18 protein-coding genes are annotated in these 22,456 nt (G+C 48.6%); 3 read left to right on the top strand and 15 right to left on the bottom strand.

What is annotated here, in order from left to right:
• Positions 1–42: 42 nt before the first annotated feature.
• From AC3FZD_RS16445 to AC3FZD_RS16410, 8 genes are all read right to left on the bottom strand, one after another.
• Positions 43–819: a calcium-binding protein gene (locus AC3FZD_RS16445; RefSeq protein WP_488737068.1), complete on the bottom strand. Its 777-nt coding sequence runs from the start codon at positions 817–819 to the stop codon at positions 43–45.
• A 170-nt stretch (positions 820–989) separates the two neighbouring features.
• On the bottom strand, positions 990–3,809 hold the full coding sequence (locus AC3FZD_RS16440; protein WP_488737067.1) for a hypothetical protein: 2,820 nt from the start codon (positions 3,807–3,809) through the stop codon (positions 990–992).
• Positions 3,810–4,326: 517 nt separating this feature from the next.
• A complete protein-coding gene (gene ccmO, locus AC3FZD_RS16435; RefSeq protein WP_488737066.1) occupies positions 4,327–5,067 on the bottom strand; it encodes a beta-carboxysome assembly protein CcmO in 741 nt (246 codons plus the stop codon).
• Between the two features lie 81 nt (positions 5,068–5,148).
• Entirely contained in the window at positions 5,149–5,883 is a 735-nt protein-coding gene (gene ccmN, locus AC3FZD_RS16430; RefSeq protein ID WP_488737065.1) for a beta-carboxysome scaffolding protein CcmN, read from the bottom strand.
• 140 nt (positions 5,884–6,023) lie between these two features.
• The gene (gene ccmM / locus AC3FZD_RS16425) at positions 6,024–7,661 is read right to left on the bottom strand and encodes a beta-carboxysome scaffolding protein CcmM (protein WP_488737064.1); all 1,638 of its coding nucleotides are present in this window, start codon (positions 7,659–7,661) and stop codon (positions 6,024–6,026) included.
• Positions 7,662–7,839: 178 nt separating this feature from the next.
• Positions 7,840–8,142 carry a beta-carboxysome shell vertex protein CcmL gene (gene ccmL, locus AC3FZD_RS16420; RefSeq protein ID WP_488737063.1) on the bottom strand — a complete coding sequence of 101 codons (303 nt, stop codon included), beginning with the start codon at positions 8,140–8,142 and terminating at the stop codon, positions 7,840–7,842.
• 26 nt (positions 8,143–8,168) lie between these two features.
• Positions 8,169–8,507: a carbon dioxide-concentrating mechanism protein CcmK gene (locus tag AC3FZD_RS16415; RefSeq protein ID WP_283751592.1), complete on the bottom strand. Its 339-nt coding sequence runs from the start codon at positions 8,505–8,507 to the stop codon at positions 8,169–8,171.
• Positions 8,508–8,613: 106 nt separating this feature from the next.
• The gene (locus AC3FZD_RS16410; protein ID WP_488737062.1) at positions 8,614–8,925 is read right to left on the bottom strand and encodes a carbon dioxide-concentrating mechanism protein CcmK; all 312 of its coding nucleotides are present in this window, start codon (positions 8,923–8,925) and stop codon (positions 8,614–8,616) included.
• Between the two features lie 470 nt (positions 8,926–9,395).
• On the opposite strand from AC3FZD_RS16410, the gene AC3FZD_RS16405 reads away from it, so the two are divergent.
• A complete protein-coding gene (locus AC3FZD_RS16405) occupies positions 9,396–11,240 on the top strand; it encodes an NAD(P)H-quinone oxidoreductase subunit F (protein ID WP_488737061.1) in 1,845 nt (614 codons plus the stop codon).
• Positions 11,241–11,489: 249 nt separating this feature from the next.
• Here AC3FZD_RS16405 and AC3FZD_RS16400 read toward each other — a convergent pair whose 3' ends face one another.
• Both AC3FZD_RS16400 and AC3FZD_RS16395 read right to left on the bottom strand, forming a co-directional pair.
• Positions 11,490–12,419 carry a LysR family transcriptional regulator gene (locus AC3FZD_RS16400; protein ID WP_488737060.1) on the bottom strand — a complete coding sequence of 310 codons (930 nt, stop codon included), beginning with the start codon at positions 12,417–12,419 and terminating at the stop codon, positions 11,490–11,492.
• A gap of 447 nt (positions 12,420–12,866) precedes the next feature.
• The gene (locus AC3FZD_RS16395; RefSeq protein ID WP_488737059.1) at positions 12,867–13,178 is read right to left on the bottom strand and encodes a hypothetical protein; all 312 of its coding nucleotides are present in this window, start codon (positions 13,176–13,178) and stop codon (positions 12,867–12,869) included.
• Between the two features lie 192 nt (positions 13,179–13,370).
• Between AC3FZD_RS16395 and AC3FZD_RS16390 the strand changes: the two genes are divergently transcribed.
• Both AC3FZD_RS16390 and AC3FZD_RS16385 read left to right on the top strand, forming a co-directional pair.
• Entirely contained in the window at positions 13,371–13,718 is a 348-nt protein-coding gene (locus AC3FZD_RS16390; protein ID WP_488737058.1) for a nucleotidyltransferase family protein, read from the top strand.
• On the top strand, positions 13,708–13,881 hold the full coding sequence (locus AC3FZD_RS16385) for a HepT-like ribonuclease domain-containing protein (protein ID WP_488737057.1): 174 nt from the start codon (positions 13,708–13,710) through the stop codon (positions 13,879–13,881). The genes AC3FZD_RS16390 and AC3FZD_RS16385 overlap by 11 nt, the downstream gene beginning before the upstream one ends.
• A gap of 171 nt (positions 13,882–14,052) precedes the next feature.
• Here the strand turns inward: AC3FZD_RS16385 and AC3FZD_RS16380 are convergent, their stop codons facing one another.
• From AC3FZD_RS16380 to AC3FZD_RS16360, 5 genes are all read right to left on the bottom strand, one after another.
• Positions 14,053–18,885: an NACHT and WD repeat domain-containing protein gene (locus AC3FZD_RS16380; RefSeq protein WP_488737056.1), complete on the bottom strand. Its 4,833-nt coding sequence runs from the start codon at positions 18,883–18,885 to the stop codon at positions 14,053–14,055.
• Positions 18,886–18,941: 56 nt separating this feature from the next.
• Positions 18,942–19,241: a type II toxin-antitoxin system RelE/ParE family toxin gene (locus AC3FZD_RS16375; RefSeq protein ID WP_488737055.1), complete on the bottom strand. Its 300-nt coding sequence runs from the start codon at positions 19,239–19,241 to the stop codon at positions 18,942–18,944.
• A 9-nt stretch (positions 19,242–19,250) separates the two neighbouring features.
• Positions 19,251–19,505, bottom strand: a complete 255-nt coding sequence (locus tag AC3FZD_RS16370) for a ribbon-helix-helix domain-containing protein (RefSeq protein ID WP_488737054.1) — start codon at positions 19,503–19,505, stop codon at positions 19,251–19,253.
• 235 nt (positions 19,506–19,740) lie between these two features.
• Positions 19,741–20,874 carry a CO2 hydration protein gene (locus tag AC3FZD_RS16365; protein ID WP_488737053.1) on the bottom strand — a complete coding sequence of 378 codons (1,134 nt, stop codon included), beginning with the start codon at positions 20,872–20,874 and terminating at the stop codon, positions 19,741–19,743.
• Between the two features lie 46 nt (positions 20,875–20,920).
• Complete coding sequence (locus tag AC3FZD_RS16360) at positions 20,921–22,405, bottom strand: NADH-quinone oxidoreductase subunit M (protein WP_488737052.1); 1,485 nt, start codon at positions 22,403–22,405, stop codon at positions 20,921–20,923.
• Positions 22,406–22,456 lie beyond the last annotated feature (51 nt).

Genomic DNA, 22,456 nt, shown 5'->3' with positions numbered 1-22,456 from the left:
TGATTAAATAAATTCTCGACAAATTTCAATTTTTTATCACTCTTAAGCCAATCCCACATTCATTTCTACAAATGCTACTTGGTTATTAGATATCAAACGGAAGTCTATACCGTATATAGAGGCGATCGATCTCCCTGTACTGATTTGATCGATTCTGGCTTCAACATGGCCCGTTCTGACCACCCTAACATCATTCACAGCAATTCCAGCTAAACCAATCCTATCCATTTCTTGATAGCCAACAATCAAAGGAATACTTCTAGAATCAGTTGCTAGAGAAGCGCGTAAAATATAAACATCAGCACCTGCATCTCCAGACAAAATCCCGCCACCAATATCGCCACTGAGAGTATCATTTCCATCCCCCCCAGAAATCATATCACGGTCTTGTCCGCCCCAAATAAAATCATTCCCTGCACCGCCAATGAGCGAATCATCTCCCATTCCACCTAAAATCAAATCATCTCCCACTCTACCCTCAATAGTATCGTTCCCCACTCCCCCAAAAAAGTAATCATTCCCTAACTCTCCATAGAGAATATCATTGCCTAAATCTCCATAAAGAAAATCATCCCCATCATTACCATTAATCCAATCATCATTTTGTCCTCCATAGCAAAGATCATTACCCTCCCCACCAATAATCGAATCATTGCCCGTATTGCCACTCAGTAAATCTCGTCCCCCTGCACCCATTAAACAATCATTTCCCTCTAAACCAAACAGGTAATCATTCCCCTCTTTCCCTAAAATTTCATCATTGTCTATCGTTCCAATAAGAATAGTATCTTGGTTATCTGCGGCAATAATCGCTACCATAGTTACACCTCCTTGTCTTACAGAGACTCCCAGTCAAAACTGTTGCATTCTGGTCTATAGTAAGCCATGGCCTGCAAAAATAGGGAAATTGACTATTGATCGTGTCAATTTCCCTAACATAGAGAGAAGACATGGTGCAGGAATGGGTTTCAAACCCACCCCTACTGATTTTAGGTTAATCCCACATCCACTTGAGCAAAGCTCAATTGCTGGATATTGAAGTTGAAATTAACCACCACACCTAACGTCAGACTGGTACTCAGTTGAGTCATCACCGTATCATTACCCACCATACTCAATCCCACATCAGTGCGGGCAATACCTGCTAAACCAACCACATCAACACCCACTTGGTAATCCAAGATCGAAGTAATATGACCAGCAATACTACCTCGGAACAGGAATGTATCAATCCCTGCTCCCCCAATGGCTTGGTTGGTTCCCATATCGCCACTAATCAGGTCATCACCAGCACCACCATTGATGACATCATCACCTTGACCGCCCCAGGAACTGTCATTTCCAGCACCTCCATCTACATTGTCATTGCCTTGACCACCCAAGCAGTTATCATTTCCGGTGTCGCCATTAACGATATCATCACCCAGGTCTCCAGAAACTTTGTCATCTCCGTCACCTCCGCTTACAGAGTCATTATTCTGACCTCCATTACAAGTATCATTTCCGGTTCCACCCTTGACCTCATCATCACCCGTGTTGCCATTAGCCGTATCATCTCCAGCTAAAGCATCAATGCGGTCATTTCCGCCCAAACCGGCGAAAAACTCAGCCAAAGCACTACCCGTGAGAATATCATTGACAGCAGTGCCAATCACGATAGAAATATCAACATTGGGAGGAGTTGGGGTAGAATTCGATGGAGGAGTAGAAGAGCTAGGCGCTTGAGGCTCCGAACTGCCTGAACCTGTACTCGTACTCGGAGAACCAGAAGTCGGGGGAGCAACTGGGGGCGGCGCTAACTGTTGCACAATGTCCTCTTGTTTCAGATTACCCACCGTTGCAAATGCCCCTGCCCCTGCACCTCCATTTGCACCAAAGTAATCTTCAATCACCAAATCTTCAGCATCAATTTGGCCATTACTATTGGCATCAATCACCAATTTTGTGCCATCCTTGAGAACTTTAGTGGTATCCGTTGCCCCATCTAAAGATAACTTCAGGTCTTCTAACTCTAGATCATTCTTACCATCAACATCCTTGATCTTAGAACCTTTGATGTTTTTGCTGCTCAGTTTATACTTGTCATTGCCTTTGCCCAAGTTCAAATTTAAGCCTGCAACCGCACCACCAGTAATCACATCATCTTGGTTAGACCCCACAAATCCCTTCATATTCTTGAAGGTATTCTTAGCCGTTCCAAAGATAGCGATTTCCGTAGACAGATTAATATCGACACTCAATTGAGCTTTGGCAAAAGAGGCAAAGTTAAAGCCTTCGCCCCCATCAAGGACATCATTACCTGCACCACATTCAAGGATATCATCTCCTTTTCCACCCTTGAGGATGTCATTACCTTCACCCCCTTCGAGGATGTTATTGCTATCATCTCCTTCAATTTCATCATCGCCTTTAGAACCAATGGCTCCTTCAAATCCTTCAATTTTATTCTTGAAGAATCCATTGAGGGTAATTTCCGTGGAGATGGAAATGGAAATCTTGATTTTCAGGCCAACGCTGACGGAAGCAAAGGAGACAATATCAACTCCCGCACCCCCGATGAGGGTAGAATCACCGCTACCGCCGCCGTCTAGGGCATCATCCCCATCGCCGCCATCGCAGTAAACGCCACCTTTAATTTTGTCATTGCCCGCACCGCCAAGGAGCGTATCTTGGCCGCCGCCACCGCCGTCTATATCGTCATCATCTTCACCGCCATCGATGTCGTCTGTGCCATCTTCTCCATTGATTTTATCTTTACCTTTACCCCCTTTGATCTTGTCGTTGCCTTTGCCACCTTTTATATCATCATCATCATCTTCACCGTCGCACTCATCATCATCATCACCCCCTTCAATTTTGTCTTTACCTTTACCCCCTTTAATCTTGTCTTTACCGCCACCCCCTTTTACCTCATCCTCATCATCGCCCCCTTCACACTCATCATCATCGTCACCGCCATCAATTTTGTCTTTGCCTTTATCGCCTTTAATCTTGTCCTTGCCTTTTCCGCCTTTCACATCATCATCGTCATCGCCCCCTTCACACTCATCATCTCCATCACCGCAATCAATTTTGTCTTTGCCTTTATCGCCTTTAACTTTGTCGTTGCCAACGCCCCCTTCAATCTCATCGTCATCTTCACCGCCTTCAAGGGAGTCTTCATTGTCACCGCCTTGCAGTGTATCTTTGCCTTGACCTCCGATACAGGTATCATTGCCTGTGTCGCCTTGAATCCAGTCATCGGCATCGCCGACGAGGGAATCTTTGCCGCGCTCGCCATCGAGGTAATCGCTGCCATTGCCGCCAATTAGGGTATCTTTACCGTTGCCACCAATTAGGGTATCATTGCCTTCACCCCCTTTGAGCATGTCTTTGCCGTTTTCGCCAAAGAGGGAGTCGTTACCGTTTTCTCCTTCTAAGGAGTCATCACCATTACCCCCAAAGAGAATGTCTTCATTGTCTCCTCCGAGAAGGGTATCGTTTTCGTTTCCGCCTTCGAGGGAGTCATTATCCCCGTCTCCTTTGAGAAAGTCTTTGTCATTTCCGCCTAAAAGAGTGTCTTTATTGTTGCCACCCAAGAGGGAGTCTTCTCCGTTTCCTCCATCAATGAAGTCTTCGCCGTCTTCCCCTTCTCCGGTGTCGTTGCCGTCACCACCGAGGAGGCGATCGTTGTTTGATCCCCCTTTGAGTAGGTCATTTCCGGCTAGTCCGTCTAGGGTATCTTTTCCTCCTAAGCCGGTAATTTGGTCGTTATCATTGGTTCCTGAAAGGAGGATATCGTTGTTATTGGGGGCGGTAATATTTGCCATTGGGCTAATGCTCCTAAAGTGCTAATGTTGTGAGTGATTTCAACTCAATTCATCTGAGGCTTTGTTTTCTGGAACGTGATGAGTGAAAAGTTATCCTAATCCCTAAACATGGGGTGGTTTGTGGTAGTGATGCACCGAGTCTCAACGGCAGAAAAATGGAGTTTAGAGCTTCTCTATGAATAAACGAGTTGGGATAAGTCTGGGGGTTAATTGCACGCCAACCAGGATTTAAGGGTTCCTGAATGTATTTCAGGTTAATTATGCCCAAATTTTCTCGTTAAATCTGCCCAAATTTAATTAAGTTTTATCACATTTTTTTGAGGTATTAACTTTAGCTTGAAAAGTCGTATTTTTATTTAGATGTAGCGATCGCCATAATTTGAGACTTTTTTCAGTTGCTTCTTTACTTTGATACTTTTCTATTGTGGTTCAAGGTAAAAGCGGCAAGGAACAACGATCAACCCTTGCCGAATCAATCCAAAATAACAGGATAGAAAATTAACTTAGGGTTCTACTTTTAGGGTTCGTCGATTTTCAGGGGGACTTTTTCCAGTTCGGGTAACTTGACCAATTCTTGCTCCATTTCTTCCTGCTCAATCTTGACCGGTAACATTAAGGGTTCTGATTTTTCCTCGATTAATGCACGGGCTACGGGTAAAATTTGTTCTAAGTCGTCTTGAGGTCTGGGGATAATGTAGATGGCATTGAGTTCTCCAATGCGTTGAGCCTCATAAACTCCAGATTCAATAGCCATGGCTACATCCGCCACTGAACCCCGGATAATGGCTGTACAAAGTCCAGAACCGATGGTTTCAAAGGACATTAATTCTACATTGGCGGATTTGAGCATGGCATCGGCTGCACCTACCATGGGGGGAAAGCCGATGGTTTCGAGTAATCCAATGGCTTGACGGCTATAGCGCTTTTCTTGGTTATAAGCCGTTACTTCCATAAACTGGGGATTAATGGGAAAGATCACTTCCAGGTTGGGTAAGGGTCTGGGAATGACGCTACTACTGACGAGTTGATCGGGGCCAAATTCACGGGCAGTTTGGGAGCCATATTCTACGGCTAATCGAATATCAGCAATTCTACCTCTGGCGATCGCCGTACAATATCCATTACCAATTTTTTCAATGCCCACCAACACGACTTCTGCCGCCTTAATCATGGCATCGGCTACCGCAATGACGGCAGGAAAGCTCCGGGTTGATACTAAACCTAATGCACTTCCATTGAGAGTATTCAATCTACTCATGCTTTTGACTTGAGAGGGATATTCGTCACCTGCACTCCTCTACTATTAGTATAAATGCCCGATGGGTGAACCCGATCGCATTTATTGATCGTTATCCTCAGAAATGGGAGAATCCTGGATACCCACATCCAATTGTTGCCGATGGGGAAACAAGGTAGACATTAAGCGTTGCAGGTGCTGATGTCCATAAACTGGGGGGTTAACTGCTTCCGAACCCAGATTATCTGTTGAAGTATCCATGGAATTAGAGCTAGGAGTCTCTAAATTAGGGTTTATACGGCTCGTGGGTGGATTAGCAATTAAGTTACGAGCGATCGCCGAATGAATCGAAGATTGAGTCGCTGAAGGATTAGATTTAGGGGGAGCTACTGTAATTTGAGATGCGTCCTCTTCCGGCGTAACCTCTGGTACAGGCTCAACTTCCGCTACCGATTCCACCGGTTTAGGAGCCACCTTCAGCTCTCTGTTTTGCGAACGTCCGCAATTGCCCAACAGCGAACCCGGAGCCACCACCTGTTCTGACTCCACCGAACAATTAAAGACCGTTGACACGGGGCCCACACAAGCCCTTGCACCAATGGTTCCCGAACCCACCACCAACACACCCGCACCCAAGATCGCCCCTTCTTCAACTCTTAAGGTTCCCCCATCAGCATGAAGTACCACTCCCATCCCAATACAAGCCCCAGCCGCGATCGCAATCCGACTCTGGGGATTAGCAATCAACACCACCCCCGGAGCCACCACCGCGCTAGGATCAATGCTCACCTCCCCATCAATACAAGACTTTTGGTTATGAAGAGGTTGCCAAGGCATTACCGCCATAATAATATTGAACCTCGCCGTTGCAGCACATTATTCAATCGAACCTCAGTCCGATACCTACTTCTTGGAGGAGGAAAACCTCCCCCATTTTTTCCATCTGCACATTCCCTTGAGGGAATGGCATCAGAAGTTCAAGGGCGCTGAATCACCGACTCTGCCATCCGCCGTTTCGCATTGGGATCGATACCCAACATCCGCACATATTCCCCCTGATGTTCAGCTAGGCAAGCTTCCAAAGCCGCGAACACTTCCGATTCACGGTTTGATTCAATGGGCGTACAGCTCTTCCAAGATCCCGTCTTATAGCGCCGGGGATCTGCATGTTCCGTCCCAATCTTATAGCCTTGGGCTAACAGGGCACGGACTTGTTCGATCGCCTCAGCACTCAGCTTTCCAGACACTGACCCCCCATTGCTACTCCTGCGAGCCACTGGAGCTGCCGGACTCGCCACACTCGATGCCCCATTACTGCTCGCCGCCACTCTACCATCAGGTCGTTGAATAATTTCCTCTAAAACCCGCCGTTTAGCATTGGGATCGACCGCAATCAAGCGCACATATTCGCCCTCATAATCTCTCAACACCGTTTCAATACTACTTAAAACGGCTGTCGGGCTAGTTCCACTAATCGGCGTTCCTGTCAGCCAAGAGCTAGTCCGGAAGCGGCGCTGATCCGCATGTTCCGTCGTAATCCGGTATCCTTGATTCACCAATTGTCTAACTTTCGAGGACAAATCAGCCCCTACCCCTGAACCATTGGCAGCGTAACCATTGCCACTTTCCGATCCTCTGGAGGGAGCAGAAGCGCTGGCTCTGGGGGCAGCCGGTTGGTCTCCAGGTTTCTGAATAATGGTTTCTAGGACTCGTCGTTTCGCTTGAGTATCGATGCCAATCAGGCGCACATACTCACCCCCATGGGCAGACATACAAGACTCAACAGCAGCTAAAACCTCTCTAGCATTACTCGAATCAATCACAGAGCAGCTCTTCCAAGAGCCAGTACGGAAACGACGCTGATCGGCATACTCTGCACCGATTTTATAGCCTTGAGCGAGGAGTTGTTGAATTTGGGTTACGGTTTCTGAATTAAGAGTTGTCATATTGCTTTGGATTTGAACATTACTAGAGTTGCCCAATTCACTGCGAATGGGCGTAATACACTCGATATTGTCGGCACACCGATACCCAGCTCTGAGGGCATCATTAATCCCGACCACGTGGCTGGCAAAAGCCGCGTCACTTTTTTGCACATCCGGCAGGCGATCGGCCTGCTGTTGATTGGTAATAATTGATCCAGAAGGAACATATTTTCCTGGGGGAATTTCCACATCTTGAATCAGCGCGTGCATCATCACGATACATCCATTACCCACTCTGGCATTGAACACTGTAGAGCGGAAACCAATAAAACAATTATCTCCCACGTAGGCGGGCCCATGGACTAGCGCCATATGGGTAATCGAAGCATGATTGCCAATCCAAACGGAATATTTCTTGCCATCATCCCCGACCACGCGGCCTTCTTCTAGACCATGGATAACCACACCATCTTGGACATTGGTATGATCTCCAATATGGAAAGGAGCGCCTTCATCAGCTCGGATAGATGTCCCAGGGGCAACTAATACATTGGCTCCTATATGGACATCACCAATTAGATTCGAGAAGGAGTGGACATAGGCACTACTATCAATTCTCGGTTCCGCCAAGTCTTTTGACCAAGGGGTGGGGGGAGCGGCATAACTTGCTGTATGGCTACGCACAACCATAAATAATCTTCCTCCTATAGCGATTTTGTCTCTCGTGTCATGGGTTAACGGGTCGAGTTTCGGATGCGATCTGACCTCAAAAGGGTTTGGATTTCAAGTTGATAAACGTTGATTGGATTGAGATTCAGAAGCTCACTCATACCGTCCTCGACCAACCCTGACCCTTGAGGACTGAATATTAATAGCTATCTTTTTTGCTATAGACGCGAGTATTATTAACCGTTACCGTATCAATAATACCGACAACCATAGCGTCTACAGGGCGGTTTTGGGTTCCCTCAACTTGGCGAGCCGCACTGCCACGACTCACCAGTACCCATTCATCTAATCCAGCTCCCACGCTTGGATCGGCGGCTACCTCATATTCAGTCAGAAGACGGCCTTGCTCGTCTATCAACTGCAACAGCAGAAACTTAGACCCTCTTAGACTCGGATCTTTTTGGGTGCTAACGACTGTGCCACAAACTTTAGCAATTTGCATGGATCTAATCTGTTGATTATTAGACCCTAACGGCTAGAGGGCCGAATGGCGTTCGTACTTTCGGCAAATTGCTGTACATCTTCGGTATAACGGATGGGGAGAACATACTCCAAGTTTTCGTGGGGACGAGCAATAATGTGGGTTGACAGGACTTTTCCACCATTGACTCGCTTAATGTTATCAACCCCAGCAGCTACAGAAGCTTGCACTTCCGATACATCGCCTCTGACTATGACAGTAACCCGACCACTGCCAATTTTTTCGTAGCCTACTAGGGTGACGCGAGCGGCTTTCACCATTGCGTCGGCGGCTTCTACAACGGCAGGAAAACCCAGGGTTTCTACCATTCCAACTGCAATTGACATTGATTTAAGACTCCTAAACGGTTTAACGGAGATGGATGAAGCTTAAGGAGGAAGTTGAGGGATGATTGCTCACTCAACCTACCCCAATCCTAAGCTGTTAATGATGCTAGTAGTTCCGGAACTGATCCACCGCTTCGGTGTAACGGATGGGAAGAACATACTCTAGGTTTTCATGGGGTCTGGCAATGATGTGAGTTGATAGCACTTGACCTCCATCAACCCGTTTGGCGCATTCAACCCCTGCAGCTACTGAGGCTTGGACTTCGGATACATCTCCCCGAATAATGACGGTTACCCGACCACTACCAATTTTTTCATATCCCACCAAAGTCACGCGGGCAGCTTTTACCATTGCGTCAGCAGCCTCGACGACGGCTGGAAAGCCTAGGGTCTCTACCATTCCAACGGCTATGGGCATTGTTAATCTCCTGATCTGAAAAAGCGAAAGATAGCACTAGGACACCCAAATTTCCTAGGAAAGCAAAATAGATTTTTGCTTCTCTATTAAGGATATGGGAAGCATGACTCTCCTGGCAATAGAATTAATCATAATAACCCTTGATTTGATTAATTAACTTTTGTGATGTCTTAACAGAAATTAATTTTTTATTAACAAAGTTAATATATAATAATCGATCAACTCAATAAATGAGATAAGATATGTAAATATACTTAATAAAAGTGGGGGCGATCGCCCTAGGGATAGGTAAGCTTATCACCCGGCAAGATCGTCACTCGATCGAGTCTCTTTTAGGGTAGGCTAAGGGATAGGATCGTCCCGTAGCCAAGAGAGTAGTGGAGATCAAAACCCTAAAAATGTCAAGAAACTAAGATTAAAACTTTAAATCAATTCTTAAAATCCAGTAGATTAGCTCATTATCTTAATTTATGTCTGAATATTTTCTAGAAACGAGTTGGTGCATTCCATTCTATGGTTTAGTCGGAGCCATTCTCACCTTACCTTGGTCAACTCGGATGATCCGGCGTACCGGCCCGAGACCAGCAGCCTACTTTAACCTGCTGATGACAGTTTTAGCCTTAGTGCATGGATTGATCGTCTTTAATCTCGTTTGGGACAGAGAACCCTATCTGATTGTTTTTCACTGGCTCAAGGTAATTGATATTGACTTTGCCTTCACCTTAAGCATTTCTGCGGTTAGCCTAGGGGCAATGTCACTGATTACGGGATTAAGCTTGTTAGCCCAACTCTATGCTCTGGGATATTTAGAAAAAGATTGGGCCCTGGCGCGATTTTTTGCCTTAATGGGCTTTTTTGAGGCAGCGATGAGTGGTATTGCCCTCAGTGAGTCCCTGTTGCTGACCTATGGCTTGCTGGAAATGCTGACCCTATCGACCTATCTGTTAGTCGGTTTTTGGTATGCCCAGCCTTTGGTGGTGACGGCGGCTAGAGATGCCTTTTTGACCAAACGGGTGGGCGATATTCTCTTGCTGATGGGGTTGGTGACTTTGGGAACTACCGCCGGAACCCTGGATTTTGATCGCCTCTATGTGTGGGCAGAAACGGCCCAATTATCCCCCTGGTTTGCTACGGTGCTAGGGTTAGCCTTGATTGCCGGGCCAACGGGAAAATGTGCCCAGTTTCCCCTCCATTTGTGGTTAGATGAGGCCATGGAAGGGCCAAATCCAGCCTCCATTTTGAGAAATTCGGTAGTGGTGGCTTGTGGGGCTTATGTGTTGATTAAGCTGCAACCGATTTTAGCCCTCTCTCCGGTGGCTTCAGCAACATTAGTGGTCATTGGCATTATGACGGCCATCGGAGCGTCTTTAGTAGCTTTAGCCCAAGTGGATATTAAACGGGCCCTCTCCCACAGCACCAGTGCCTATTTAGGCTTAGTGTTTATTGCGGTGGGGACACAGTGGACGGGATTTGCTTTGATGTTATTGTTTGCCCATGCGATCGCCAAAGCTCTATTGTTTATGAGTGTCGGTTCGATTATCCTCACCACCAGTAGCCAAGACTTAACCGAGTTAGGGGGACTACAGGCCAAAATGCCCGTTACCACCACCTCATTTCTGGTTGGTAGTGCCGGTTTAGTGGGACTTTTACCCCTAGGCGGTTTTTGGGCTTTGCGCTTAGGTGCGGATGACTTTTGGTATTACGAACCTTGGTTACTGGTCGTCCTCTTATTGGTGAATGCCCTTAGTGCTGTAAATTTAACACGGGTCTATCGTCTCGTCTTTGCTGGAGAAGTCCAACCCAAAACCCGCCGGGCCCCTGAAGTTCCTTGGCCCATGGCTGTACCGATGGTGAGCTTAATCATTATCACCTTAGTTTGTCCCTGGCTATTACATCAATTATCCCTCATTCCCAGCTTCACTTATGTTCATAAAGCTACGGTGATTCTAGTGATTCTATCGGGTGTGGCTGGATGTGTGATTGGGGTCAAGATTCCCCTACAGCGTAGTTTAGCTCGGTCAATTATCAAGCCGGTTAAGCTGATCCAAGATCTGTTAGCCTATGATTTTTATATCGATCGCCTCTATCGGATGACCGTTGTGTTTGCCGTAGAACAATCTGCTCGACTGACCTCTTGGTTTGACCGCTATATTGTCGATGGTTTGGTTAACCTGGTGGGTATGGTCACCCTGTTTAGTGGCGAAGGCTTAAAGTATAGCTCGGCTGGCCAGTCCCAACTTTATGTCCTCACGATTTTGCTTGGGGTTAGCTTCTTTGTCACCCTAGTAGGTTGGTTGGTTTATGTGCATCCCTAAACTGGGGAAATCGGGAAATGGGAACTCTCAGATACAGGGAGATTAACCCATTACCCACCCAAATGGCGATATTGCCATAGCAGCGAACCGTTTAGTAAAAAACTCCTCAACACCACACTCAGCCTGCAAACCTTTGTCCTTTCTAGTACATCTCCAACTGGCGCTCACCCGGTTAATTTTTCCTAATTTACAATGGATCGGCTCCAGTCAAAAGACCGGTTTCATAAACCAGTAAGTAAGCAGAGCGGGTTAACCGATCATTTTGCCTATGGCTGTCTCTTGAGCCACTTTTTTGCCTTCATCCAAGAGATACTCTAAAAAAGCAGTTGCGACTACAGATAACTGCTTACCATTGGGATAGACGACAAACCAGTTGCGTTCAATGGGGAAATGTTCCACATCTAGGATCGCCAGTTTTCCCGTTGCTCCTTCTAGGGCTAAGGTATGTAAAGATAAAACGGAGAGACCTAACCCGCCGACGATCGCCTGTTTAATGGCTTCATTAGAGCCTAACTCCAGTTTGACTTTAACGGTAATATTCTGCTCATTAAAGAGTTTCTCAACAGCACGACGAGTTCCTGATCCCTCTTCTCGCATAATAAAAGGTTCCCCAGATAGGCGCTCTAGGGGAATCTTTTCTTGTCCGACGAGGGGATGTTCTCGCTGGGCTAAAACCACTAAGGGATTTTCTAGGAACTGATGAGCCGCAACATCTAAATTTTCGGGCACTTGGGAGAGAATATAGAGATCGTCGAGATTTTCAGCCATGCGAGCGAGTAATCCTTCATGGTTGAGTACCTGAAGGGCAAAATCGACACCTGGATAGCGTTGACAAAAGGGCCCCAGTAAACGAGGAACAAAATACTTGGCTGTAGTGATTACGCTCAGTTTAAGCTGTCCTTGTTTCAATCCCTTTAAGTCGGAAATGGTCATTTCTAACTGGGATATGCGCTCAAAAATATCACGACAAGCTGCGAAAAGCGCCTGACCTGCCTCTGTTAGATATAAGCGTTTACCGATTTGTTCAAATAAGGGCATTCCCACCGCTTTCGTTAATTGCTTAACTTGCATAGAGATGGTAGGCTGAGTTAGATATAACTCTTCTGCCGCCCGTGTAAAGCTGCCGTGACGGGCTGCGGCTTCAAAAACTTTTAATTGATGCAGAGTCGCTTGCCTCAAAACCTTTTCCTCAATTAAGACCTGAAATTCATAGATATAAATCTATCATAATTATCATCAATATTGCATTAGCCTTATTGATATTCTTGCGTTATCATCTTGATTAGAAAGAGCGAAAGAAACCCTTCCGAGAGGATGCTACTCGGCGATCGCCAGTTGAAGAGGTTGGCACAGGACACCCAAATTCCTAGCTTTGCAGTTCGCCTCATTGTGGCAACAGTAAAGTATTTTCCTCTTTAGCTGAGACGCTCAATGGTGTAGCATCCTTTTTTTTATTCCCTAGACGAGCCGTCTTTTCGTCTAAAAGCACTCTTGCACTGTAATTGTGCAATCTGGAAAAGCCAGAGGACTTACAGACTGTTGACCGAGCAAAATGAGCTGGCGCTGGTAACCATTGGGTTGAGGGTCTTGAAAAATATGAAGTTGTTGTGAGGTAATGTTGAAAACTCAGTAGTCAGTGATACCTGCTACTGCATAGAGATTGGCTTTAGTGCTGAGATCGCGGTCAATCGTAGTATCAGCAATTTTAACGATCAAATACACTTCATCAGCGCGATCGCCCAAATGATGTTCTAGCCGTTTTTCCATCCGTTTGCACAACGGACTATGGGCAGGGACTTTGGGCATTTTCTGGATAATTTGTCCCGCAATAAGTTCCACCTGTTCATCGGCTCCCAGAATGCCAATTTCTGCCATTCGATGATAATCAGCAGTGGTAATTAGCCGAAGATGAACCGAAGAAAGGGGAGTGGCAATCATACATTGGGTTAGCCAAGAGATGATGGTTTAATTGTAGCAAAGGGAGAGAGGCGATCGCCGTCTCTATCCGTAGGGTGTGTTTCCGCAAGTGGACATGAAAAGCGAAGTGTAACGCACCAAGCTATATATGAAGTCGTTGTGTAAGTCCTAAATTATGATGGGAGAATACCCCTTTCCACAAAGTCTCTAGTGATGAACTCTCTATCTGGCCCCATCAATCGACATATTGATTGGCCCCAAGAGCAAATTAACCGCTTTTGCCAGCACTGGTTGGTAACTGAACTCTCCCTTTTTGGATCTATCCTGCGAGATGACTTTCATAGAGATAGCGATATCGATCTGCTCATTGCCTTTGCTGAGGATGCAGATTGGAGTTTATTTGACCATATCCAAATGCAACAGGAATTAGAAGGAATTTTGCATCGTAAAGTTGATTTAATTAGTAAACGAGCCATTTTACGCAGCCCAAATCCCATCCGTCGCCAAGAAATCCTTTCCACTGCCCAAGTGGTTTATACCGACCAGAGCTATGCCAGATAGAGATCAAGAAACGCTCTTCGACATTCAACGAGCGGCTGAAAAAATTAATCAATTTAAGCAAGGTCTGACTCGACAGGACTTTTTAGGGGATGAAAAGACCCAATCGGCGATCGTTTTTCAACTCCTGATTATCGGCGAGGCAACTAAACGCTTATCCATGTAGGGGCGGGTTATACCCAAATCTAGAACACCCACAAATCAATGTTCTAAACCCGCCCCATCCCCTGGGAGCGAGAAACCGGGTTTCTCACGACCTTGATGCCATGCCCTCATCTCTGCCAGAAACCCGGTTTCTAAACCCCGCCATCCCCGTGCCCTGAGCGAAGTCGAAGGGCTACCTCTCCAAGCGCTCCTCATACTGCTCATACACCGCCTCATCCAAGCGCCGGGCCTGTTCCCATAGCTTCTTCGCACCGTCTGTATCGCCAGCTTCCGCTACGGCTAAACCCTGCTGTATCCGCAACTCGGCGATTGACCTATCGCTCCAGACTAAGCGCTCGCAGGTGCGAACTGCTTCTAAGGTAATCTCCCGTTCCTCTGAGGGTGGCTCCAGGGGGGCGCGAACCCATGAAGAATGGAACCGCATTCTATTGCATCCCACCTCTAACCACCCTTGCCACATTGCCGGCCAAACCCGCAGGGTCTTGTCTGAACTGGCAGAAATGACTTTCGAGCCATTGGGGGTGATGGCGATAGAGTTGACCCTATCCTGATGACCCTTGAGGACGGCTAAAGACTCTCCCGTAGACAGATCCCACACTCGCAGGGTATTATCCTCACTACCAGAAATGACCTTGGAGCCATCGGGGGTGATGGTGATAGATGTGACCCCAACCTGATGACCCTCCAGGACGGCTAAGGACTCTCCCGTAGCTATGTCCCACACTCGCACTGTATTGTCCCAACTGCCAGAAATGACTTTGGAGCCATCGGGGGTGATGGCTATGGAACTGACCATACTCTGATGACCCTCCAGGACGGCTAAGGACTCTCCCGTAGCGATGTCCCACACCCGCAGGGTATTGTCCCGACTGCCAGAAATGACCTTAGAACCATCGGGGGTGATGGCAATGGAGTTGACCGCACCCTGATGACCCTCCAGGACGGCTAAGGACTTTCCTGTAACCACATCCCAAACCCGCAGGGTATTGTCCCCACTACCAGAAATGACCTTAGAGCTATCTGGCGTGAGGGCTATAGAGATTACCCGACTCTGATGACCTTTCAGGACAGCTAGGGACTCGCCTGTAGACAGATCCCACAGTCGCAGGGTATTGGTATTGTCCCAACTCTCAGAAATGACCTCGGAGCCATCAGTGTTAACTCCATTGTTCCCACTGCCAGAAATGACCTTGGAGCCATCGGGGGTGATGGCGATGGACTTGACATAATCCTGATGACCCTCCAGGACGGCTAAGGACTCTCCCGTAGCGATGTCCCACACCCGCACTGTATTGTCCCAACTGCCAGAAATGACTTTGGAGCCATCGGGGGTGATGGCGATGGACTTGACATAATCCTGATGACCCTCCAGGACGGCTAAGGACTCTCCCGTAGCGATGTCCCACACCCGCACTGTATTGTCCCAACTGCCAGAAATGACTTTGGAGCCATCGGGGGTGATGGCGATGGAGCTGACCGAATCCTGATGACCCTCCAGGACGGCTAAGGACTCTCCCGTAGCGATGTCCCACACCCGCAGGGTATTGTCCCAACTGCCAGAAATAAGCTTGGAACCATCGGCACTGAGGACAGCAGAGATAGCTCCGACTTGCAGGACATCTAAGGACTCTCCTGTAGCCAGATCCCATACCCGCACACTATCCCCACTAGTAGAAATTATCTTAGAGCCATCAGGGGTGAGGGCGATAGAGGTGACCCAATTCTGATGACCCTCCAGGACGGCCAAGGACTCTCCCGTAGACAGATCCCACACTCGCAGGGTATTGTCCCGACTGCCAGAAATGACCTTGGAGCCATCAGGGGTGATGGCGATAGAGCTGACCCAACTCTGATGACCCTCCAGGACGGCCAAGGACTCTCCCGTAGCGATGTCCCACACCCGCAGGGTATTGTCTTCACTGCCAGAAATGACCTTAGAGCCATCGGGGGTGATGGCGATGGAGCTGACCCAACTCTGATGACCCTCCAGGACGGCTAAGGACTCTCCCGTAGCGATGTCCCACACCCGCAGGGTATTGTCTTCACTGCCAGAAATGACCTTCGAGCCATCGGGGGTGATGGCGATAGAGCTGACCCAACTCTGATGACCCTCCAGGACGGCTAAGGACTCTCCTGTAGCCATATCCCACACCCGCAGGGTATTGTCTGAACTGCCAGAAATAATCTTAGAGCCATCGGGGGTGATGGCAACAGAGGTGACCGAATCCTGATGACCCTCCAGGACAGCTAAGGACTCTCCCGTAGCGATGTCCCACACCCGCAGGGTATTGTCCCGACTGCCAGAAATCACCTTAGAGCCATCGGGGGAAATAGCAATAGAATATACTCTGTCCTGATGACCTTCTAGGAGAGCTAAAGAATTTCCTGTAGCTATATCCCACACCCGTAGGGTACTGTCCCGACTGCCAGAAATGATCTTCGAGCCATCGGGAGAGAGGGCGATAGAGGTGACATAATCCTGATGACCCTGAAAATGTTGACGTTCGCGGCTGACTTGCACAGTTTCCGCTAAACTCGATTGCACCAACGGCAAGACCTGGCCGAGCTTCTGCTCGCTGCTCCCTGTTGCTGCAATGGCACGAGTCAGAGCAGGCATAGGTCTGACTTCCACCAGCGTCTGTGCAGATAAGGCATCGGCTCGCAGCTCTGCCTCGACTCTCTGTCGCTCTGCCTGCCATCCAAACAACCCTGCGGCTGCTGCCAAAACCGTCATCACTCCTCCCACAGCCACTGCCCCTTGTACCACCCGTCGCCGTTGCTTGTCTCGCTCCTCGATACTCTGCCGAATAAACCCTTGCTGCGCCCCACTCAGTTCTCCTGCCCGTGACTGCAACCAATACTCCCCCTGAGTCAACCGCTTCCCTTGCAGCCAGTCCCCCAATTTCCGCTCCACTTCTAACTGCTCTTGCCAACGGCGAAACTCTCCGTCATCTTTAATCCACCCTTGCAACCGTCCCCATTCCCGAATTAACGCCTCATGGATTAACTCAACCGTTTCTGTCTCCTCATTGCGTTTCGTCACCACCAGCCGATACTCTGCCCGCGCCAACTCCTGAGCCATAGACCACTGCTGCTCCCCCAACTCCGATCGCGTTACAATTTTCCGAGTATGGCGATTTTCCACTCCCGGATACACCAGTTGAATCAACAGTTGCCGCACCGTCTCCTGTTCCCCTGGCTCCAGATGCTGAAACACGGACTCCGCATGTTGGGCAATCGCTCCCTTCACCCCGCCAATCTTCTCATAGGCTTCATGGGTGAGCCATCCCCGCTCGTGTTCTTGCCACAGTTTCTCTAGGGCAAACTCCACCAACGGCAAACATCCCGCCGGTTCCCCTGTCTGCTCCGAGGATGACTCCTTTTCCGTCAACAAATCCCCTAATATCCGCGCCGTTAACCCCTCCTCTATCTGCACCAACCCCTGAGCCGGTTGTTCAATCACTGCCCGCAATTGCTCCGCATTCATGGGCTTCACCTTCACATCGCGATCCAAAACCTCTGCTAATCTAGGTTCAGATAAAGCCTCTTCCATAAAGTCTGCCCGCATCGTAAACAGCAGCGTCACCCGCAGACTCCTCTGGTTCAGCGCTTTCACCCCTGCCAGCACCCGTTGCACAAATAAACCTCGCTCCCCAGTCGGAAACACTTCCTCAAACTGGTCAATCACCAGCAATATCCGCTTCTCCCGTTCCCTCTCCAACAGGGAACCAAGCCACTTTTCTAGAGTCGAGGGGTCATTTCGCAACCGTTGAGCCACGATAGGCGCGTTGATGTTCTCTTCTTGCAGTTCCGTCTCTGGAGCAGTTAACCGCAACAGTGCCCGTGCCAGTTCATACAAGGGATCTTTTTTCGGCCGCAAGGACTCTATCAACCAACCGGACTTTTTCTCTAACTCAGGCATCAACCCGGCAAACACGACGGAAGATTTTCCACTCCCCGACGGCCCAATCACCGGTACAATGGCCTGAGCCTGTACAACTTTTACCAATTCCTCAATCAAGTCATCTCGACCAAAGAATAAATGTTTGTCCTCTTGCCGAAACGCCGATAAACCCAGATAGGGACAAAGTAAGGACAGGGGCGGCTGCATGGGCAAAACATCGAAAGACCGCAAATTGGGCGGTTGCTCCCCTTCCTGCTCGTTCCCCCGTTGATGCAGCAACTCCAGCACTACCACCAACATGGCCTTAATCTCTTGCAATTCCTGATGAATGCCGGACTCCACCCGCTCTAAAGCCTGACAGATATCCTCACGAGTCCCCAGTTTCTGAAACTCTTGCTTAATTTCCTGCTCAAGATTGTCCAGTTTGGCTAATGTCGCGCCATGCAAATCGAGCAACATGCCCGCAAACGCTTCTCCCCCATTCTTGGCATCGTCTTTGAGAACTTCCCGCAGATTCTTATTAAAGTTTTTCTGCAACTCCTGAGCTAAAGAATCAATAATATCTTTATAGTCCGCCAACTCCCCCAACAGCGCCCCCTGCTGGCAACCTTGCTGGAAGAGCCAAGTGGCCAACTCGTGCCATTCAGGAAGCTGCAACACTTCATACTGGCTAAACTCCTCCGGACTCTGGGCAAAAATGTTCACCAGTTGCTCTTCTCGCACGGACTCAAACAGGGTGAGCTTTTGGGCTTGTTCTGTTTGCGCTTGTTCTTCCCACTGGAGCCAATAGGCTTCGGTCTGACTGGCTAAGTGTTGTAATTGACCTTGAATTTCTGGAAACTGATAACTGATTTTCCCCAAAGCTAAGGCGATTGCCCGTGCTGCCGCCTTCGCCAAATCTTGATTGCGTAAAATATCCCGATTGTCGCGTAACTTATCAACCAATGCCCCCAAGTTATTCGCCACCATCCCCGCCGCAAAGTTGGCCACAGCTCCAAAAAACGGCCCCGCCAAAGCACCCGCCGCAATGGAGCCTAACCCCAACAGCGCCGTCCCCCCCAAGAGTGACTTATTTAACTGGAGAATGCCTTTAATCTGCATCCTGTCTGATGCCCTCTAGAAGCTAGAAACCGTGTAAGGGAATAGGAACAACCAGCTTATTCAGATTCCTCAAAGAATTGAGGAAGATTCCGACGACCACTCAAAACTCGCAAGATCTCCACCCCATCCTCCAGAACGCGATAAAAGATAATATAACCCTTAAATGATAAACCTCGGAGTCCAGGACGCAAATCAGCATGGCTTTTACCGGAATAGAGAAAATCAACCAGTTGTTTACATCGCTGATTAAACTCAAGGAAAAACTGCTCTCCTACGTCTACATTGGATTGGGCAAAATACTCAGCAATCTGATTGAGATCTTGGGTGGCTAGAATATTGAGGGTATAGCGGTTCATCGTTGTATCCTAACGCGCTCTACGCAGCCGCTCTAAAATCTCATTGATGAAGGGTTCACCATCAATGGGTGGTGTGTGTTTGGACACAGATACTGCCGCATCAATCTTATCCCCCACATCTTCCACCCATTGGGCTTGGGCTTTTTCCCATTCATCTAACAGACGCAAGGCCGTGGAAATTACTTCTTCAGAGGTTTGATATTTCCCAGAAGCGAGCTTAGTTTGAATCAATTCTTCTTGGTCAGGAGTTAGAGAGATACTCATAGTGCAATACTAAAAATTAATGTCCATCCTGTCTGATGCCATCTCACCGTGATTCCCCTATGATAGTATTCCTCAAAATTACAGTCTCTATGCCACTCGACCGCAGGGAAGCATTCGCGCTTTACGTTTCACGCAAGCTTCGCTAACGCCAAGATTACCCAGATTGTAGAGATTGCTTCGTTCTGCTGGCACTCCACTCGCAATGACATATTGTAACTGTAACTGACGATCTTTACTAGCCTTGATTCACTTCTAGCAAACGAGAAGTCAGAAAGCGATCCATCCAAGATTCAAAATAGGCGCGATTGGCTTGTTTTTGCTCCGAATCGGTTGTGTCCAAGGGATAGGGAGTCAAGCCCTTAATGGCTGCGGTGGTGACGCAGTACATGGACTTTTGGAAACTAATGCAGATTTTCACTAAAAGGTCATCTTCGGCGCGACGACTGCGTTGATAAAATTGGTGTAAATAGTCGGGGAGAAAATGGCGCATATCTTGCATGAGCAAGGTGGGGGGAATGCCTGCGCCTCCGGTGGGGAGGGGATCGGCATAGAGTGCCCCATAGGTGAATTCGGCTTGTTCTGGGGGAATTTGCCGGGCTTGGGCGTTGTAAGATACGGTTCCGAGGAAGGGAGCGCCGCGAAAGAAGATGGTATCGACGTAGGGTACGGCGGTTTCCATTAAGAATTTGAAGTTTTGAGCGGGGGGGATGAGGTCATAGGTTTGCCCTTTGATGTTGACGCTATAGGTGATGGGGGTATTGGCAGCAGCGACTAATCCGGCGAGAATATGTTCGACGACTTGGGGGATGGATTGGATTTCTTGGCAATCGTAGCGGTCGGAGAGGTCGATAAACATATCGCTCATGATGCGCCAAAATTGTCCGAGGGCGCTGGTATAGACCATTTGCCGGACTTGTTCGGGGAGAAAGTCGGGAAAGAGTTTGTGGAGCAGTTGTATTGCGGGGTTGGATTTGATTTTAGCGGCGATCGCCCGTTCGGCATATTCACCAAATTCTGGACTATCGAGATAGGTATCGAGTTCTCCCCCGCCATGCCAGAGCATAATCCGCATGACATATTCGGCATATTCATAGTTAATGCGATCGTGCCACCAATGTTTGAGCAGTTTGTTGAGGGTGACTTCCCCATTGAAGTATTTAAAGAAGGGAAAGAGGACTAAAAACTGTTCCTGAGCCATATAGATCAAGTTGTTGGAGTAGGCATCAAGAACGACTCCGTAGCTTTTGAGGATACCGACGACTTCTAGGAGGTTTTCCGGGGAGTGGGGCAGTAAGTCACCGCCCGCTTCTAGACGTTCGATGTAGGAGGCTAGGGGATGTTTGGAGGGGGTAATGGTTTGGGAGGTCATAGGGTTGGGATGGAGATGGGGGAATGGGGGAATGAGGGAATGGGGGTTAATCGTAGGATTGGGAGACTAGGGTTTTATCCGCCGGGAATAGGGCGATGCTGGTGGCTTCGCTCCATTGAGTGAGGGTGCTGGGGAAGAGGCCGAAGAAGACGATCAGGAGGGTAAGGGCGATCGCCGGAAGGCGGTCTCCCCATTGCACGGGGGGCAGGTTTTGCACGACTTCGGAGAGGCGACCAAAGAAGGTACGGTTGACTAGGAGTAGGTAATAGACGGCGGTCAAGCCCGTGCCTACCATGCAGATCAGGGTGGGGATGGGGAAGGTGGGGAAGCTACTCCAAAAGACGAGAAATTCGGAGACAAAGCCGATCATACCGGGAATTCCGGCGCTGGCCATGACTCCGACGATCATTAGGCTGCCGATGAGGGGTAGGCCGCGCTCTGGGTTGAGGAGGCCTTTTAAGATGTCGAGATCGCGGGTTCCGGTTTTTTTGTAGACGACTCCCACCAGTAGGAAGAGAACGGCGGAGATGAGGCCATGGCTGATCATTTGCAGGATCGCGGCTAGGAAACTGAGGGAGGTGGCGGTTGCACCAGCCAGCAGTATATAGCCCATGTGGGCGATGGAGCTGAAGGCGACCATTTTTTTCATATCGGTCTGGGCGATCGCACTCAAGGCTCCGTAAATGGCGCTAATGGCAGCCCACACTGCCAGGCTGGGGGCGAGGATTTTCCAGGCATCGGGGAGGAGTAAGAGGCCAAATTTAAGCAGTCCATAGGTTCCCAGTTTCAGCAATACCCCTGCGAGGAGGACGGAGATAGGGGTGGAGGCTTCGACATGGGCATCGGGAAGCCAGGTATGGAAGGGGACGAGGGGAATTTTGATGCCGAAAGCGAGGAGAATGCCACCCAGGAGGATCAGTTGGGTTCCAAGGGGTAGGGTTTGGGCGATCGCCGGGTTATAGCTAAAGGTACTCGCTCCGCTTAACCAAGTGATGCCCAGGAATGAGGCCAGCAGGGCAATACCGGAAACGGCGGTATACATTAAAAATTTGGTGGCTGCATATCCCCGGCGCTTTCCTCCCCAGATGGCGATCAGGAGATAGAGGGGGATCAGTTCGAGTTCGTAGAAGAGGAAAAAGAGGAGATAATCTTGGGCTGCAAAGGCTCCAGAGACGCAGGAGTTAAGCAGGAAGAGCAGGGCATAATAAAATCGGGGCCGTTGGAGCTGGCGATCGCTGCTCGTGATGGCGATTAAGGTCAGTAAGCTATTGAGTACAATCAGGGGAAAGGATAGGCCATCGATGCCCAGATTATAGGTCAGTCCTAGGGCTTCTAACCAGGGGAGAATTTCTGTTAGTTGCAATTCTGACAGATGAGGATTAAATTGGAGGGCGATCGCACCTGTCCAACCTAAAAGGAGAAGGCCAAGGGTGATGGCGAGGTTGCGTACTGTTTCCGGTTTGAGTTCAGCCGGCCAGAAGGCGATCGCTGCTGCACCTAAAACCGGGCCCCAGATCAAAACACTGAGCATTGATAATCCTAAGTTGATGTTATTAAGGTTTGAAAGCATTAATTCTCTATA

Source organism: Roseofilum sp. KMC-1 (genome assembly GCF_057802075.1).
The sequence above is the reverse complement of the archived record's forward strand: the minus strand, read 5'-3'. Positions and strand labels throughout refer to the sequence as shown.